The sequence below is a fragment of the Piscinibacter sp. genome, from assembly GCF_047600445.1.
Lineage (GTDB): Bacteria > Pseudomonadota > Gammaproteobacteria > Burkholderiales > Burkholderiaceae_C > Piscinibacter.
The window spans coordinates 86,674-101,951 of record NZ_JASGKT010000002.1; the positions used below are offsets into that span (position 1 = coordinate 86,674).

Annotated in this window: 12 protein-coding genes; 10 read left to right on the forward strand and 2 right to left on the reverse strand. The window is 70.9% G+C overall.

The window, feature by feature from the left end; all coding sequences use genetic code 11:
• Window positions 1-27: 27 nt before the first annotated feature.
• The 10 genes from QM792_RS04355 to QM792_RS04400 all read left to right on the forward strand — a co-directional run bounded on the left by QM792_RS04355 (window position 28) and on the right by QM792_RS04400 (window position 9,089).
• The gene (locus QM792_RS04355; RefSeq protein ID WP_415147979.1) at window positions 28-1,500 is read left to right on the forward strand and encodes a sigma-54 interaction domain-containing protein; all 1,473 of its coding nucleotides are present in this window, start codon (window positions 28-30) and stop codon (window positions 1,498-1,500) included.
• Window positions 1,497-2,429 carry a transglycosylase SLT domain-containing protein gene (locus tag QM792_RS04360; protein ID WP_415147981.1) on the forward strand — a complete coding sequence of 311 codons (933 nt, stop codon included), beginning with the start codon at window positions 1,497-1,499 and terminating at the stop codon, window positions 2,427-2,429. The genes QM792_RS04355 and QM792_RS04360 overlap by 4 nt, the downstream gene beginning before the upstream one ends.
• Before the next feature lie 100 nt (window positions 2,430-2,529).
• Entirely contained in the window at window positions 2,530-3,729 is a 1,200-nt protein-coding gene (locus tag QM792_RS04365) for a substrate-binding domain-containing protein (protein ID WP_415147983.1), read from the forward strand.
• Window positions 3,730-3,742: 13 nt separating this feature from the next.
• Window positions 3,743-4,501 (forward strand): ABC transporter ATP-binding protein, encoded by a 759-nt coding sequence (locus QM792_RS04370; protein ID WP_415147985.1) that lies wholly within the window; start codon window positions 3,743-3,745, stop codon window positions 4,499-4,501.
• Between the two features lie 104 nt (window positions 4,502-4,605).
• Window positions 4,606-5,313, forward strand: a complete 708-nt coding sequence (locus tag QM792_RS04375) for an ABC transporter ATP-binding protein (RefSeq protein WP_415147987.1) — start codon at window positions 4,606-4,608, stop codon at window positions 5,311-5,313.
• A gap of 251 nt (window positions 5,314-5,564) precedes the next feature.
• The gene (locus tag QM792_RS04380) at window positions 5,565-6,539 is read left to right on the forward strand and encodes a branched-chain amino acid ABC transporter permease (protein WP_415147988.1); all 975 of its coding nucleotides are present in this window, start codon (window positions 5,565-5,567) and stop codon (window positions 6,537-6,539) included.
• The gene (locus QM792_RS04385) at window positions 6,536-7,615 is read left to right on the forward strand and encodes a branched-chain amino acid ABC transporter permease (protein ID WP_415147989.1); all 1,080 of its coding nucleotides are present in this window, start codon (window positions 6,536-6,538) and stop codon (window positions 7,613-7,615) included. Before QM792_RS04380 ends, QM792_RS04385 begins: the two co-directional genes overlap by 4 nt.
• Window positions 7,612-8,445 carry an alpha/beta fold hydrolase gene (locus QM792_RS04390; protein ID WP_415151580.1) on the forward strand — a complete coding sequence of 278 codons (834 nt, stop codon included), beginning with the start codon at window positions 7,612-7,614 and terminating at the stop codon, window positions 8,443-8,445. Before QM792_RS04385 ends, QM792_RS04390 begins: the two co-directional genes overlap by 4 nt.
• A gap of 45 nt (window positions 8,446-8,490) precedes the next feature.
• Complete coding sequence (locus tag QM792_RS04395; protein WP_415147991.1) at window positions 8,491-8,769, forward strand: type II toxin-antitoxin system RelE/ParE family toxin; 279 nt, start codon at window positions 8,491-8,493, stop codon at window positions 8,767-8,769.
• Between the two features lie 11 nt (window positions 8,770-8,780).
• On the forward strand, window positions 8,781-9,089 hold the full coding sequence (locus tag QM792_RS04400) for a HigA family addiction module antitoxin (protein ID WP_415147992.1): 309 nt from the start codon (window positions 8,781-8,783) through the stop codon (window positions 9,087-9,089).
• A 21-nt stretch (window positions 9,090-9,110) separates the two neighbouring features.
• Here the strand turns inward: QM792_RS04400 and QM792_RS04405 are convergent, their stop codons facing one another.
• Both QM792_RS04405 and QM792_RS04410 read right to left on the reverse strand, forming a co-directional pair.
• A complete protein-coding gene (locus tag QM792_RS04405; RefSeq protein ID WP_415147993.1) occupies window positions 9,111-10,226 on the reverse strand; it encodes an ABC transporter substrate-binding protein in 1,116 nt (371 codons plus the stop codon).
• Window positions 10,227-10,352: 126 nt separating this feature from the next.
• Window positions 10,353-15,191 carry a PA14 domain-containing protein gene (locus QM792_RS04410; protein ID WP_415147995.1) on the reverse strand — a complete coding sequence of 1,613 codons (4,839 nt, stop codon included), beginning with the start codon at window positions 15,189-15,191 and terminating at the stop codon, window positions 10,353-10,355.
• Window positions 15,192-15,278: the final 87 nt, after the last annotated feature.

Here is a 15,278-nt window from a genome sequence, read left to right on the forward strand (position 1 = left end):
CCTTCCAGACATCCTTCGCGCCGCGCGATGCCCGTGTCCGAACCCACCCTGCCGCTGGACGCCGACAGCCTGCTGCGCCTGGCGGCGCAATCGACCTTCGACACCTTCGCGCAGACCGCGATGGGCGTGATGGTGGTCGACCGCGCGCACCGCATCGTCTGGATCAGCGAGGGCTACAAGCGCTTCCTGCCGGCGCTAGGCCACGAAGAGAGCGACTTCGTCGGCCGGCGCGTCGAGGAGGTGGTGCCCAACACGCTGATGGCGCAGGTGATCGAGACCGGCCAGCCCATCCTCGTCGACCTGCTGACCAACCAGGCCGGCACCTTCCTGGTCAGCCGGCTGCCGCTGCGCGACGCCGCCGGCCGCGTGATCGGCGCGATGGGCATGGTGCTGCTCGACCACCCCGAGACGACGATGCAGCCGCTGATCGGCAAGTTCAACCGCCTGCAGCGCGACCTCGACAGCGCGCGCCAGCAGCTCGCCGAGCACCTGACGCGCGAGCGCCGGCCCAAGTACAGCATCGCCAGCTTCATCGGCGCGAGCGCGGCGGCGATGGAGGTCAAGCGCCAGGCGCGGCGCGTCGCGCAGTCCGACAGCACGGTGCTGCTGCTGGGCGAAACCGGCACCGGCAAGGAGCTGCTGGCGCACGCCATCCACGCCGCCGGCGCGCGCGCCGCCAAACCCTTCGTCGGCGTCAACATCGCGGCGGTGCCCGACGCGCTGCTCGAAGCCGAGTTCTTCGGCGTCGCGCCGGGCGCCTACACCGGCGCCGACCGCAAGGGCCGCGACGGCAAGTTCAGGCTCGCTCACGGCGGCACGCTGTTCCTCGACGAGATCGGCGACATGCCGCTGCCCCTGCAGGCCAAGCTGCTGCGCGTGCTGCAGGAGCAGGAGGTCGAGCCGCTGGGCAGCAACCAGGTGCAGCACGTCGACGTGCGCGTGATCGCCGCCACCAGCCGCGACCTGGCGGCGATGGTGCGCTCGGGCAGCTTCCGCGCCGACCTGTTCTACCGCCTGAACGTGCTGCCGATCCGCGTGCCGCCGCTGCGCGAGCGGCTCGCCGACCTGGAGGCGCTGGCCGACGCGCTGGCCGACGACATCGCGCGGCGCAGCGGCATGCCGCACCGCAGCCTGGCGGTCGACGCGCTGGAGCTGCTGGCGCGCCAGCCCTGGCCGGGCAACATCCGCGAGCTGCGCAACGTGCTGGAGCAGGCCAGCCTGATGACCGACGACCTGGTGCTGGGCGCGCGCCACTTCGCGGGGGTGGTGGCCGACGCGCCCGCGCTGCCGCAAGCGCCCGCCAGCGCCGCGCCCGCCAGCGCCGCGCCGGCCGCGGCGCCGCGCATCGCCGGCGTGAAATCGCTGCCGCAGGCGGTGGCCGAGCTGGAGGCGCAGGCGATCCGCGAGGCGCTGGCGGCCACCGGCGGCAACAAGCTCGCCGCCTCGCGCCTGCTCGGCATCGCGCGGGCGACGCTGTACGAAAAACTGAACACTGCATGAAATTCATTCACTTCTGGCGCCTGCTCTGCCTGGTTTTCATGCAGATTGTCTGGCTCGGCGCCTCGCAGGCCGCCGTGCGCCCGCTCGAAAACGAGGAAGAACGCAGCGTGCGTTCGCTGCTGCGCCAGGAGGCGCAGGGCTACGAAAACGGCGAGGGCGTCGAGCGCGACCCCGCCAAGGCGGCCGAGCTGTACTGCAAGGCGGCGCGCCTGGGCGACGCCGAGGCGCAGTTCAACCTCGGCTGGATGTACGCCAACGGCCGCGGCGTCGAGCGCAGCGACGCCAACGCGGCCTTCTTCTTCCACGCCGCCGCCGAACAGGGGCTGGACCAGGCGGTGCGCATGCTGGCCACGGTGGGCGGGCCGCCGAACTACGTGCCCGAGTGCATGGTCGACCGCACGCCGCCGCAGATGACGGCACCGCCCGCGCGCACGGCCGCCGCGCCGCCGCCGGTGGAGGTGATTCCGCCCGACGCGCCGCGCCACATCGTCGAGATCGTCAAGCGCCACGCGCCGCAGTACCGGCTCTCGCCGGCGCTGGTGCTCGCCTTCATCAAGGTGGAGTCGAACTACGACACGATCGCGCTCTCGCCGAAGAACGCCAAGGGCCTGATGCAACTGATTCCCGAGACGGCGGCGCGCTTCGGCGTGGCGCGGCCCTACGACGCCGAGCAGAACATCCGCGGCGGCATGGCCTACCTGCGCTGGCTGATGGCCTACTTCGAGGGCAACGTGCCGCTGGTGGCCGCCGCCTACAACGCCGGCGAGGGCGCGGTGAACCGCTACCGCGGCGTGCCGCCCTATGCCGAGACGCGCGCCTACGTGGCGCGCATCCTGGGCGGCTACGGGCGCGTGAGCCACCCCTTCGACGCGAGCGTCACCTCGGCCTCGCCGCAGCTTCCGCTGATGCGTTCGTCGCTGCTGCGCTGAGCCGACCCCGGGTTAACCAGGGTGCGCGTGGCATATCGATTGCACCCGTGACGGCATCGGGCCGCCGTGCCCGCCATTCCAATCCATGGAGACACGCCGCATGCCGCACGCCCGCCGTTTCTGGCTCGCCACCCTCGCCGCCGCCTTCACGCTGCCCGGCCTCGCGCTCGCGCTCGCGCAGGGCAAGGGCGAGATCCGCATCGCCCACGTCTACAGCAAGACCGGCCCGCTGGAGGCCTACGGCAAGCAGACGCAGACCGGCTTCATGATGGGCCTGGACTACGCCACCGGCGGCACGTTTGCCGTGGCCGGCCGCAAGCTCGTCGTGATCGAGAAGGACGACCAGGGCAAGCCCGACGTCGGCAAGAGCCTGCTGGCCGCCGCCTACGGTGACGACAAGGCCGACATCGCGGTCGGCCCCTCGTCCTCGGGCGTGGCGCTGGCGCTGCTGCCGGTGGCCGAGGAATACAAGAAGGTGCTGCTGGTCGAGCCGGCGGTGGCCGATTCGATCACCGGCGACAAGTGGAACCGCTACATCTTCCGCACCGGCCGCAACTCGAGCCAGGACGCGATCAGCAACGCCGTGGCGCTGGACAAGCCGGGCACCGTGATCGCCACGCTGGCGCAGGACTACGCCTTCGGCCGCGACGGCGTGAAGGCCTTCAAGGACGCGATCAAGAACGCCAAGCTGGTCCACGAGGAATACCTGCCGACCAACACGACCGACTTCACCGCCGGCGCGCAGCGCCTGATCGACAAGCTGAAGGACCAGCCCGGCCGCAAGGTGATCTTCATCATCTGGGCCGGCGCGGGCAACCCGTTCAAGATCGCCGACCTCGACCTCAAGCGCTACGGCATCGAGATCGCCACCGGCGGCAACATCCTGCCGGCGATGGCCTCGTACAAGAACTTCCCCGGCATGGAAGGCGCCACCTACTACTACTTCGGCATCCCGAAGAACCCGGTCAACGAGTGGCTGGTGGCCAACCACTACAAGCAGTTCAAGGCCCCGCCCGACTTCTTCACGGCCGGCGGCATGAGCGCGGGCATCGCCGTCGTCGAGGCGCTGAAGAAGACCGCCGGCGACACCAATACCGAGAAGCTCATCAAGACCATGGAAGGCATGAGCTTCGAGTCGCCCAAGGGCAAGATGACCTTCCGCAAGGAAGACCACCAGGCGATGCAGTCGATGTACCACTTCAAGATCAAGGTGGACCCGGCCTTCGCCTGGGGCGTGCCGGAACTCGTGCGCGAGATCAAGCCCGAGGAGATGCAGGTTCCGATCCGCAACAAGCGCTGACGCGGGCCCGGGCGTGCTCGAAACCCGCGACCTGACGATCCGCTTCGGCGGCCACGTGGCCGTCGACCGTGTCTCGTGCCGCTTCCAGCCGGGCACGCTGACGGCCATCGTCGGGCCGAACGGCGCCGGCAAGACGACCTACTTCAACCTGATCTCGGGCCAGTTGCGCGCCAGCGCCGGCAGTGTGCACCTCGACGGCCGCGACATCAGCGCCGAGAGCGCGCCGCAGCGCACGCAGCGCGGCCTGGGGCGCGCCTTCCAGTTGACGCAGTTGTTCCCCAACCTGGCGGTGGTCGAGAACGTTCGCCTGGCGGTGCAGTCGCGCCGCCGCGAGGGGCTGAACCTGTGGTCGGTGTGGAGCGACCACCGCAACACGCTGGAGCGCGCGCACCAGTTGCTCGAGCGCGTGCGCCTGGGCGACCGCGCCGAGCTGCCCGCCGCCAGCCTGCCGCACGGCGACCAGCGCAAGCTCGAGGTGGCGATGCTGATGGCGCTGGAGCCCAGCGTCTACATGTTCGACGAGCCGACCGCCGGCATGAGCGTCGACGACGTGCCGGTGGTGCTCGACCTGATCCGCGCGCTGAAGGCGCAGCGCAACAAGACCATCCTGCTGGTCGAGCACAAGATGGACGTGGTGCGCGAGCTGGCCGACCGCATCGTCGTGCTGCACAACGGCCAGCTCGTCGCCGACGGCGAGCCGGAGAAGGTGATCTCTTCGCCGGTGGTGCAGAACGCCTACCTCGGCGCGAGCACGGTGGAGGAAGCCGCGTGACGACGACCCCTCGTCCGACGGGTACGTCGGCCGATCCCCCAGGGGGATGCGGGCCCGCTTGGGAGCGGCCCGGCGCTCGGCCCGCCCTGCTGACTCTCGAAGGCGTGCACACGCACATCGGCAGTTATCACATCCTGCACGGCGTGGACCTCGCCGTGCCGGCCGGGCAGGTGACCATGCTGCTGGGTCGCAACGGCGCCGGCAAGACGACCACGCTGCGCACGATCATGGGCCTGTGGCGCGCCTCGGCCGGCGCGGTGGCGTTCGACGGCGCGCCCATCCACCGCCACGCCACGCCGGACATCGCGCGCCTGGGCATCGCCTACGTGCCCGAGAGCATGGGCATCTTCGGCGACCTGAGCGTACGCGAGAACCTGCTGCTGGCCGCGCGCGGCGCCCGCCGCCTGGCCGACATCGACACGCAGCGGCTCGACTGGATCTTCGGCCTGTTCCCGGCGCTGAAGAAGTTCTGGCTGTACCCGGCCGGCAAGCTCTCGGGCGGGCAGAAGCAGATGCTGGCGATCGCGCGCGCCATCGTCGAGCCGCGCCGGCTGCTGCTGATCGACGAGCCGAGCAAGGGCCTGGCGCCGGCCATCGTCGCCAACCTGATCGCCGCGCTGCGCGACCTGAAGGCGACGCAGACCACGGTGCTGCTGGTCGAGCAGAACTTCGCGATGGCCAGGGCGCTGGGCGACACGGTGGCGGTGATGGACGACGGCCGCGTGGTGCACCGCGGCGCGATGAAGCAGCTCGTGGAGGACGAGGCCTTGCAGCAGCGCCTGCTCGGGCTCTCGCTGGGGGCGCATCAATGACCCTTCGACACGGGCCTTCGGCAAGCTCAGCCCCTGCTCAGGACGATCGGAGGAAATCCGTTCACCCCGAACCTCCCCCTGGCCGGACTGAACCTCCCTCTGGCCGGACTGAGCCTCTCCCTGGCCGGACTGAGCCTCTCCTTGGCCGGACTGAGCCTCCCCCCGCTCGCCCTGAGCTTGTCGAAGGGCGCGTGCGCGGCACGCCAGGGGCTTCGACAAGCTCAGCCCGAGCGGAGCTTTCGCGAACGGAGTTGCGTTTCGACTGGCTGCCCCTGGCGCTGGTGCCCATCCTGGCCGTCGCCGCCCTGCCGCTGGTGGGTTCGCCCTCGACCTGGCTCACGCTGACCATCGCCGGCCTGGCGATGGGCATGATCGTGTTCGTCACCGCCTCGGGCCTGACGCTGGTGTTCGGCCTGATGGACGTGCTGAACTTCGGCCACGGCGTGTTCATCGCCTTCGGCGCCTTCGTCGCGACCACGGTGTTCGCCGGCCTGGCCGACTGGACCAGCGCCGACTCGCTGGCGCGCAACCTGGCCGCGGTGTTCGCCGCGATGCTCGTCGCGATGGCGCTGGCCGGCGCGATCGGCTGGGCCTTCGAGCGGCTGATGGTGCGGCCGGTGTACGGCCAGCACCTCAAGCAGATCCTCATCACGATGGGCGGCATGATCATCGGCGAGGAGCTGATCAAGGTGATCTGGGGCCCCGAGCAGCGCCCGCTGGCGCTGCCCGAGGCGCTGCGCGGCTCGCTGCTGATCGGTGATGCCGCGATCGGCAAGTACCGCGTGCTCGCGGTGGCGATCGGCGCCGCGGTGCTCGTGGCGATGCTGTGGGCGCTGAACCGCACCAAGATCGGCCTGCTGGTGCGCGCCGGCGTGCAGGACCGCGAGATGGTCGAGTCGCTCGGCTACCGCATCCGGCGGCTGTTCGTCGGCGTGTTCGTGGTCGGCTCGGCGCTGGCCGGCCTGGGCGGCGTGATGTGGGGGCTGTTCCAGCAGAACGTCGTTCCGCAGCTCGGCGCGCAGGTCAACGTGCTGATCTTCATCGTCATCATCATCGGCGGGCTGGGCTCGACGCTGGGCTGCCTGGTCGGCGCGCTGCTGGTGGGCCTGCTGACCAACTACACCGGCTTCGTCGCGCCGGTGTTCACCGCCTTCGCCAGCATCGCGCTGATGGTGGCCGTGCTGTTGTGGCGCCCGCAGGGGCTGTATCCGGTGGCCAACCGATGATGCGGCGGCTCATCTCCGACGACGGTCCGCGCAGCCGCGTGCTGGGCGTGCTGCTGGTCGTGATCGTGCTCGCGCTGGCCTTCACGCCCTTCCTGTTCCCCGGCACCAAGGCGCTGAACGTCGCGGCCAAGGTCCTGGTCTTCATCGTGCTGGTGGCGAGCTTCGATCTGCTGCTCGGCTACACCGGCATCGTCAGCTTCGCGCACACGATGTTCTTCGGCATCGGCGCCTACGGCGTGGCGATCGCCAGCACGCGCATGGGGCCGGGCTGGGCATCGGTGGGCGTCGGCGTGGCCGCGGCGCTGGCCGTGTCGCTGCTGCTCGCGCTGCTGATCGGGCTGGCCTCGCTGCGCGTCAAGGCGATCTTCTTCGCGATGATCACGCTGGCGGTGGCCTCGGCCTTCCTGACGCTGGCCTCGCAGCTTTCGGACTTCACCGGCGGCGAGGACGGCCTGAACTTCAAGGTGCCCGAGGCCCTGCAGCCCGGCACGCAGTACCTGGAGCAGCCGCTGCTCGGCGTGTCCGTCGACGGCCGCTTCGCCACCTACTACCTGCTGTTCTTCGTTGCGCTGCTGCTGGTGCTGGCGATGCTGCGCATCGTCAACTCGCCGTTCGGCCGCGTGCTGCAGGCGATCCGCGAGAACGACTTCCGCGCCGAGGCGATCGGCTACCGCACGGTGGTCTGGCGCACCATCGCCTCGGTGCTGTCGGCGCTGTTCGCCTGCGCCGCCGGCTGCCTGCTCGCGCTGTGGCTGCGCTACCAGGGGCCCGACACCTCGCTGTCGTTCGAGATCATGCTCGACATCCTGCTGATCGTCGTGATCGGCGGCATGGGCACGATCTACGGCGCGGTGATCGGCTCGGTGCTGTTCGTGATCGCGCAGAACTACCTGCAGGACCTGCTGCGGCTCGGCGCCGGCGCGGCCGAAGGCGTGCCGCTGCTGGCCGCGCTGGTGTCGCCCGATCGCTGGCTGCTCTGGCTCGGCCTGCTGTTCGTGCTCTCGGTCTACTACTTCCCCACCGGCGTGGTGGGGCGCCTGCGCGCGTGGCGCGCTCGATCCGCGCGGCCGACATGATGAACTCGCACTACGTCACCTGCGAAGGCCGCGAGCTTCACTACACCGAGTGGGGCGCGCAGCACGGCGAGACGGTGATCGCCTGGCACGGCCTGGCGCGCACCGGGCGCGACATGGACGACATCGCCGCGCACCTGGCCCGGCGCTACCGGGTGATCTGCCCCGACACGCTCGGGCGCGGCCTGAGCCAGTGGAGCCCGCAGCCCGAGCGCGAATACTGCCTGGCCTTCTACGTGAAGCTGGCGACGGCGCTGGTGGACGCGCTGGGCATCGCGCGCTTGCACTGGCTCGGCACCTCGATGGGCGGCGCGATCGGCACGCTGGCGGCGGCCACCACGCTGCGCGGCCGCATCCGCCGCCTGGTGCTCAACGACAACGGCCCGCAGCTCGCCGAGGCCGCGATCGAGCGCATCCGCAGCTACGCCGGCAGTCCGGCGGCGTTCGCCACGATGAGCGAGCTGGAGCAGTATTTCCGCGCCGTCTACAAGCCCTACGGCTGGCTCAGCGACGCGCAGTGGCGGCGCCTGGCCGAGACCTCGGCGCGGCGCCTGCCCGACGGCCGCGTGACGCCGCACTACGACCCGGCGATGGTGATGCAGTTCACCCACCACGACGACGACTACCGGCTGTGGGACGCCTGGGACACGCTGGACATCCCCGTGCTGTGCCTGCGCGGCGAGGACTCCGACCTGCTGCTGCGCGACACCGCCGAGCAGATGCGCAGCCGCGGCCCGCGCGCCGTGGTGGTCGAGATCCCCGGCTGCGGCCACGCGCCGGCGCTGAACACGGCGGAGCAGTTCGCGCTGGTGGAGCGGTTCCTGGCGGGGTGAGTGGCGCGGCTTGTCGTATTACGCGCGGCGTAATAGACTCGCACCGTGATCGTCTCGTTCAAGTGCAAGGACACGCAGGCGCTGTTCGAGGGCGGGGCGGTTCGGCGCTTCAAGTCGTTCGCACGCATCGCCGAGCGAAAGCTGGCGCAGCTTCACGCGGCGCAGATGCTCGACTTCCTCCGGTCGCCGCCGGGCAACGGCCTCGAGGCGCTGAAGGGGGATCGCAAGGGGCAGCACAGCATCCGCGTCAACGACCAGTGGCGCGTGTGTTTCGTGTGGACGGCCGCCGGGCCGTCGCAGGTCGAGATCGTCGACTACCACTGAAGGAGAAGGAGATGGTGAACCCCGTCGATCGCATGCGGCCCGTGCACCCGGGCGAGGTGCTGCGCGAGGATTTCCTCGTTCCGCTGGGCCTCAGCGTCAACGCGCTGGCGGCCGCGCTGGACGTGCCGGCCACGCGCATGCACGAGATCGTCAAGGAGCGCCGCAGCATCACGGCCGACACGGCGGCCCGCCTGGCCGCGTACTTCGGCGGCGACGCCGCCTCGTGGCTGATGCTGCAGGCGCACTACGACCTGAAGACGCTGGCGTCGCGGAAGGACATCGCGCGAGCGGTGCGCGCGAGGGAGGCGGCGGGCGCCTGAGCCTGCCTGTTGCCGCCGCCCTCAGCGCCTGAACTTCCCGTCCCGCCCGATGATGGACAGGTCGACGAACTCCAGGCCGGTGTGGTCGTTCGGGCCGAAGCTGATCTCGAGTCCGCCGATGTCGACCTTGTTCATCGATTCGAGCGCGTCGCGGATGCGCTGACGCGACGGGTTCGGGCCGGCGCGCTTGAGGCCGGCCACCAGCACCTTGGCGGCGGCGTAGCCTTCCAGCATCGCCGGCGACACGCCTTCCAGGCCCTTGGCGACGGCGTGGTCGTGTGCCTCCTTGACGATCTGCGCGGCCAGCGAGCGTTCGTAGGGGAACACCTGCGTGACGATCACGCCGCGCGCGTTCTCCTTGAGCGCCTTGACGAAGCCGCCCGAGGCGTTGTTCGAGAAGGTGACGACCTGCGCGCGCGAGCCCGCCTTGCGGATCGCGTCGATGCCGTCGACCACCGCGGTGCCCGAGCCGATGAACAGCACCGCCTGCACGTCGGAGCTGGCCACCAGCGGCGCGATCTTGGTGTAGTCCCACTTGGCGCGGTCGTACTTCTCGACGAACACCGGGTTCTTGGCCACCGCGGCGAAGCCCTTCTTCGTGCCTTCGAGCATGTCGGCGCCGAAGCTGTCGTCGACGTGGATCACGCCGATGCGCTCGATGCCGATCAGGCTCAGGTGCTGCACCGCGCGCTCGGCCTCGCGCTGGTAGGTGGCGCGCACGTTGAACACCCAGGGGTTGACGGGCTTGTGCAGCGCCATCGCGCCGGTGGACGGCCCGATCAGCGGCACCTTGTACTGCTCGAGCAGCGGCACGATGGCCTGCGTGTGCGGCGTGCCGCGCGACAGGAACAGCGCGGCGACGTTCTTTTCGGTGATCAGGGTCTTCGCGTTCGCGGCCGCGAGCTTGGGGTCGAACTTGTCGTCGAGCTGGATGATCTCGATCTTCTGCCCGTTCACGCCGCCTTGCGCATTGACGGCGTCGATGTAGAGCTTGGCGCCGTCGGCGGTCTCCTTGACACCGGGGCCCACCGCGCCGCTGAAGCCGGCGGTCTGGCCGATGAGGATCTGCGCACCGGCGGATGCGCAAAGACACCACAGCCCCAGGGCCCCGGCCAGCGCGCGCAGGGATCGATTCATCTGCTTCTCCGTGTACGGCGCCCCAACGCGCCAGACGCGAGTGTGACCACTTGCGCGCCGGCGCGGAAGCGCCACGGAACGGCGGGGCGTGATCCAGTGCACGCCCCGCCGCAGCTTGGCCCGGTTTCAGTTCGGGAACAGGCTGGCGGCTGGAATCGCCACGTAGCTGCTGTTGCCCGGGCGCTGCCAGCGCAGCCGCATCACCGCGCTGCCGCCCTTCTCGTAGTATTCCACGCGGACCGTGTAGCGCTGGCCGGCCACCAGGCTGATCGCGGCGCTGGTGTTGGTCGTGGCGGAGTGGTCGCTCCAGTTGTTGATCAACTGCGTGCCGTTCACCCACACACGCACGCCGTCGTCGGACACGGTCCGGAAGCGGTAGCTGCCGCTGGCGGGCGCGAGCAGCGTGCCGCTCCAGCGCGCCGAGAAGTTGTTCGCGCCCACGCCGGTGCCCGGCGAGCCCGTGCCCCAGTCGAAGTCGACCGCCTGGACGCGCGACAGCACCGGGCTGCCCGACAGCGTGATGTTGTTGAAGTAGCTCCCCGCAAGGCCGCTGCCGGTGACCACGGCCGGCGCCAGCAACTGTTTGGCCGGCACCGCGACGAAGGCGGTGTCGCCCGGCGTCAGCCAGCGCAGCCGCATTACCGCGCCGCCGCCGCGCTCGTAGTACTCCGCGACGATGTCGACCTGCGTGCCGGCCGTCAGGTTGATGCCGGCGCTGGTGTTGACGGTGGGCGAGTGGTCGGTCCAGTTGTCGACCAGCCGCACGCCGTTGACCGTCACGCGCACGCCGTCGTCCGACTCGGTCTGGAAGCGGTAGGTGCCGTTGGCGGGCACGATCAGCTTGCCGCTCCAGCGCACCGAGAAGTTGTCGGCCCCCACGCCGGTGCCCGGCGCGCCGTTGCCCCAGTTGAAGTCGATCGCCTCGGTGCGCGTCAGCGCCGGCGTGCCGGTGACGGTGATGTTGTTGAAGTACTCCGCCCTCAGCCCGGCGCCGGTGCCGGCCGCCGGCACGGCGGCCGGTTCGTCGCCGCCGATCTCGCGCAGGTAGGCGGTCAGCTTGGCGAGGTCGGCATCGGTGATGGTCACGCCGTCGTGCGCGCGCACGGCCGCTTCCAGCGTCGCCGCCGAGCCGTCGTGCAGGTAGGGCGCGGTGGCCCACGCGTCGCGCAGCGTCGGCACGTCCAGGCCGGTCAGCGCCGCGTCGAGGCGCCGGCCGCTGGTCGGCTTGAGCGTGCCGATGTTCACCAGCGTGTTCGCGCCGCTGCCGCTGAAGGCCGCGCCGGAGTGGCAGCTCGCGCAGTTGCGCGCCGCGAAGATCGCCTTGCCTTCGGCGGCGGCGGCCGACAGCGTCGTCGCGCCGGGCCGCGCCGGGGCGGGCGCGAAGCTCGTCAGCGAGCCGAGGTAGGCGGCCAGCGCGTCGAGGTCGGCCGACACGCCGGCCTTGCGGTCGCCCAGCGGCTGGCTGCGCGTGCCGGCGGCGAAGTCGCTCTCGGACATCAGGCCGGTGCCGCCGGCCAGCGCGCGGATCTGGCCCTCGAAGTCCTGCACCTCGTCGAAGTTGTTGCTCCAGTGCAGGAAGCCCTGGCCCATGCCGCCGCGGCCGCGCAGGCTGATGGTGTTGCGCAGGCCTTCGCCGAAGCCGGTGAGATCCCACACGCGGCCGTCCTCGCCGCCGTCGTTGTGGCAGCTCGCGCAGCTCATGTAGCGGTCGCGCGCCAGGCGCGGGTCGCGTGCGTCGTAGAAGAGCTGCTTGCCGCGCAGCACCGTGGGCGTGAGCTTCTCGGTGGTGATGGTCGCCAGCGTCGCCACCGGGTTGGCGGCCAGCAGGCCCTGCTGCATCAGCGGGCGCAGGTCGTGCACGCCGACGCTGCGGTCCATGAAGTTGTGCACGTACAGCGTCAGCCCGTCGGCCGACAGCGCCAGCCCCTGCGGCGCGAGGCCGGTGTCGAAGCGGAACATCTCGCGCCGGCCGTGCGCGTCGATCACCGCCACCTCGCGGCTGGTCTCGAGCGCGACGAACAGGTACAGGCCGCGGGCGTCGAAGACCGCGGCGCTGGCCATGCTGGCGTTGTCGTGGTCGAGGCGGCCGTCCAGGTCTTCGCTGCCGCTGGCCAGCACGATGCGCGAGCTGACCGAGCGCACGGTGTTCTGGAAGTTCAGCGGCAGGCCGTCGCGGCCGATGCCGCGGCTGATGTTGTCGAGCTTGCTCGGCACCCAGGCCGTCACGCCGTCGGGCGAGATCGCCGCCGCGCCCAGGTAGTTGGGCAGGCCGCGGCCCTGGTTCTCGGCGTCGGGGCGCGTGCTCTGCGCCAGCGTGATGCGGCGCGCCAGCGTCATCGCGGCGGTGGCCACCTGCAGCACTTCGCCGCCGCCGGCGCCGGGCGTGGCGGTGGATTCACCCGCCACCGGCGCGCTGATGAAGCGCGACACGTAGGCGTTCGCGCCGTCGGCGCTGAGCGCGACGTGGCGCGCGTTCATGCCGATGGCCAGGCTGCCGGTCTGCGCGTAGCTGGCGGTGTTGAACTTCAGCAGCGTGCCGCCGGCTTCCAGCACCACGAAGGCATTGCCGCCGGCCGAGGCCACCACGCCGAAGGGCTGCGAGCCGCGCGGCAGCGCGATCGTGCGGCTGACGGCCAGCGAGGCGGCGTCGATCACGCTGATCGAGGCGCCGAACTTGTTGGTGACCCACACCGTGCCGTTGCCCGTCAGCGCGAGCGTGCGCGGCCCGGCGCCGACCGGGATCTCGGCCAGGCGCGCGCGGGTGGCCGCGTCGAACACGCTGACCGAGTCGTTGTCGGGGTTGAGCACCCACAGCCGCGGGTTGGCGCCGCTGCGTGCCTCGAAGGCGATGGGCGTCGAACCGACCGGCGTGCCGGCCGTGGGCGGCAGGTAGATCGCCTGCAGCGTCGAACTGCGCACTTCCAGGCCGCTGTCGTCGGTGACCGTCACCGTGACGGTGTACAGGCCCGGCTGCGTGTAGTCGTGCGAGGCGGTCGGCGAACTGCTCCAGTCCGTCTCGGCCGAGCCGTCGCCGAAGTTCCACTTGTAGCGCAGGTTGTTGCCGGTGGCGCTGGCGGTGAAGTTCGCGCTGCTGCCGCTCACCGCCGCGCTCGGCGTGGAGCCGAAGGACACGGTCAGCGGCACCGCGCTGCCGCCGATGGTCCAGGTGAAGGCCGTGCTCGAGGAGTTCACGCCGTCGCTGGCCGCGACGACCACGTAGTAGCTGCCGGCCGCGCTGGGCGTGCCGCTGATCAGCCCGGTCTGCGGGTCGATGGCCAGGCCCGGGGGCAGGCCGGTGGCGGTGTAGCGCAGCACGTCGCCGTTCGGGTCGCTGGCCACCACCTGCAGCAGCACCGTGGTGCCGACGGTGCCGTTGCGGTCGGCGATCGCGCCGACGACCGGCACGATCTCGGGGTTGGGCTGCTCGGCGACGTTGATGCGCACCGTCTTGGCCACCGAGGGCACGCCGTTCGCGTCGAGCACGAACATCATGTAGAAGCCGGGCGGCGCGTCGGCGGCGTGCGTCGGCGCCTGCACCGCGAGGCGGTTGCCGCTGGCCGCGAAGGTCAGCTCGACGTAGCGCTGCTCCATGTTCCAGCTGTGCGTCACCGAGCCGTGCTTGATCAGCACCACGCGCGCGGCCGGGCCGGCGCCCGACACGTCCACCGTGTAGGTGCGGCCGATGTCCATCACCGTCGGCGCGGCGTCGATCACCGGGCGCGCCGCGAGCTGCCCGCCGGGGGCGAACAGGTAGGGCGGGAAGTACAGCTCGTAGTTCAGGTTGTTCTGCGGCCCCGGCGCGCCGCCGCCGCCGACCATCACCGTGCCGTCGGGCAGCAGCAGGGACATCGAGTGGTACAGCCGCGCCTGCACGCCGCTCGGGCCGACGGTCCAGGTGCCGGTGTCGGGGTTCCAGATCTCGGCGCTGTTGTTGACCTGGTCGAGCACGTTCCAGGTGCGGCTGCCGCCGGTGGCGAGCACCTTGCCGTCGGGCAGCACCGCCGCGGTGACGAGGCGGCGCTGCGAGGACATGGCCGCGGTGGGCGTCACCACCGGCGCGCCGCCGCGGATGTCGATGACGATCGCGCCGTTGGAGTTGCCGCCGAACTGCAGGATGCGGCCGGGGCGGAACATCGCCGTGCTCGAATCGCTGCCGGCGTAGCTGGAGGGGAACTGGCCCGCCGAGGTCACCGAGCCGGTGCCGTTCGGGTCGACGTAGTACATGCGGCCGGCGCTGTCGTAGCCGAACACGCGGCCGTCCGGCGCGATGAAGTTGCGCGGGTACATGTAGTCGTACCCGCCGGTGTTGGCGCCGCTGAGCAGGCGGAACGTGCCGTCGGCCTGGCGCACCTCGGGCCGGTCGGTGCCGCCGGTGCCGCCCTGGATGTAGGCCTCGCCGTTGAGCAGCATGGTCGAGCTGGAGTACCAGCGCGCGCGGTTCATGTTGGTGCCGCGCGTCAGGCTGTTGTCGGCCAGCTTGAACAGGTTGGAGTTGTTGTTGCCGGTGTTGGTGGTGCCGCTGCCGGTCCAGTTGTCGCCGCCGGCGAGGAACACCGCGTCGCCGCCGGGCAGCACGAGCTGCGAGCCGCAGAAGATGTCGGTGCCGGTGCCGTTGGGCAGCGTGAGATGGCTGCCGTCCGGGCCGACCGTCGGATCCCACACGTCGTAGAGGAAGAAGCCGGTCTGGCGGCCGCTGCCGTCGGTGCCGTAGCTCATCACGCGGCCGTCGGGCATCAGCACCGCGTGCACCGGGATCAGCGGCCACGACTTCACCGGGCCCCACATGCCGCGCTGGTGCGCGTCGCTCGGGATCGGCGTGGTGGGTGTGAAGGCGGCGCTCGTCTTGCGGCCTTCGACGGCCTGGGCGTCGCTGCTCGACGGGGTGTCGTCGCCGCCTCCGCCGCAGGCCGCCAGCAAGGCGGCAAAGGTCAGCGAGGCGAGGCGCAGGCGGGGCGTCGTCGGCATGGGGCTGCGAGGCGCCGCTTCCCTGTCGCAGGCCCCGTGTCGGTTGTTGTTACGGGAAGTGTCTGGTGCCGGGTTGATCTGTCACAA

Bases quoted from the DNA above. Each gene is read 5' to 3' on its own strand.
- QM792_RS04400 (WP_415147992.1), top strand. From the start codon at position 8,781: ATGGTGAACCCCGTCGATCGCATGCGGCCCGTGCACCCGGGCGAGGTG.
- QM792_RS04385 (WP_415147989.1), top strand. From the start codon at position 6,536: ATGATGCGGCGGCTCATCTCCGACGACGGTCCGCGCAGCCGCGTGCTG.
- QM792_RS04355 (WP_415147979.1), top strand. From the start codon at position 28: ATGCCCGTGTCCGAACCCACCCTGCCGCTGGACGCCGACAGCCTGCTG.
- QM792_RS04405 (WP_415147993.1), bottom strand. From the start codon at position 10,226: ATGAATCGATCCCTGCGCGCGCTGGCCGGGGCCCTGGGGCTGTGGTGT.
- QM792_RS04360 (WP_415147981.1), top strand. From the start codon at position 1,497: ATGAAATTCATTCACTTCTGGCGCCTGCTCTGCCTGGTTTTCATGCAG.
- QM792_RS04390 (WP_415151580.1), top strand. From the start codon at position 7,612: ATGATGAACTCGCACTACGTCACCTGCGAAGGCCGCGAGCTTCACTAC.
- QM792_RS04365 (WP_415147983.1), top strand. From the start codon at position 2,530: ATGCCGCACGCCCGCCGTTTCTGGCTCGCCACCCTCGCCGCCGCCTTC.
- QM792_RS04410 (WP_415147995.1), bottom strand. From the start codon at position 15,191: ATGCCGACGACGCCCCGCCTGCGCCTCGCCTCGCTGACCTTTGCCGCC.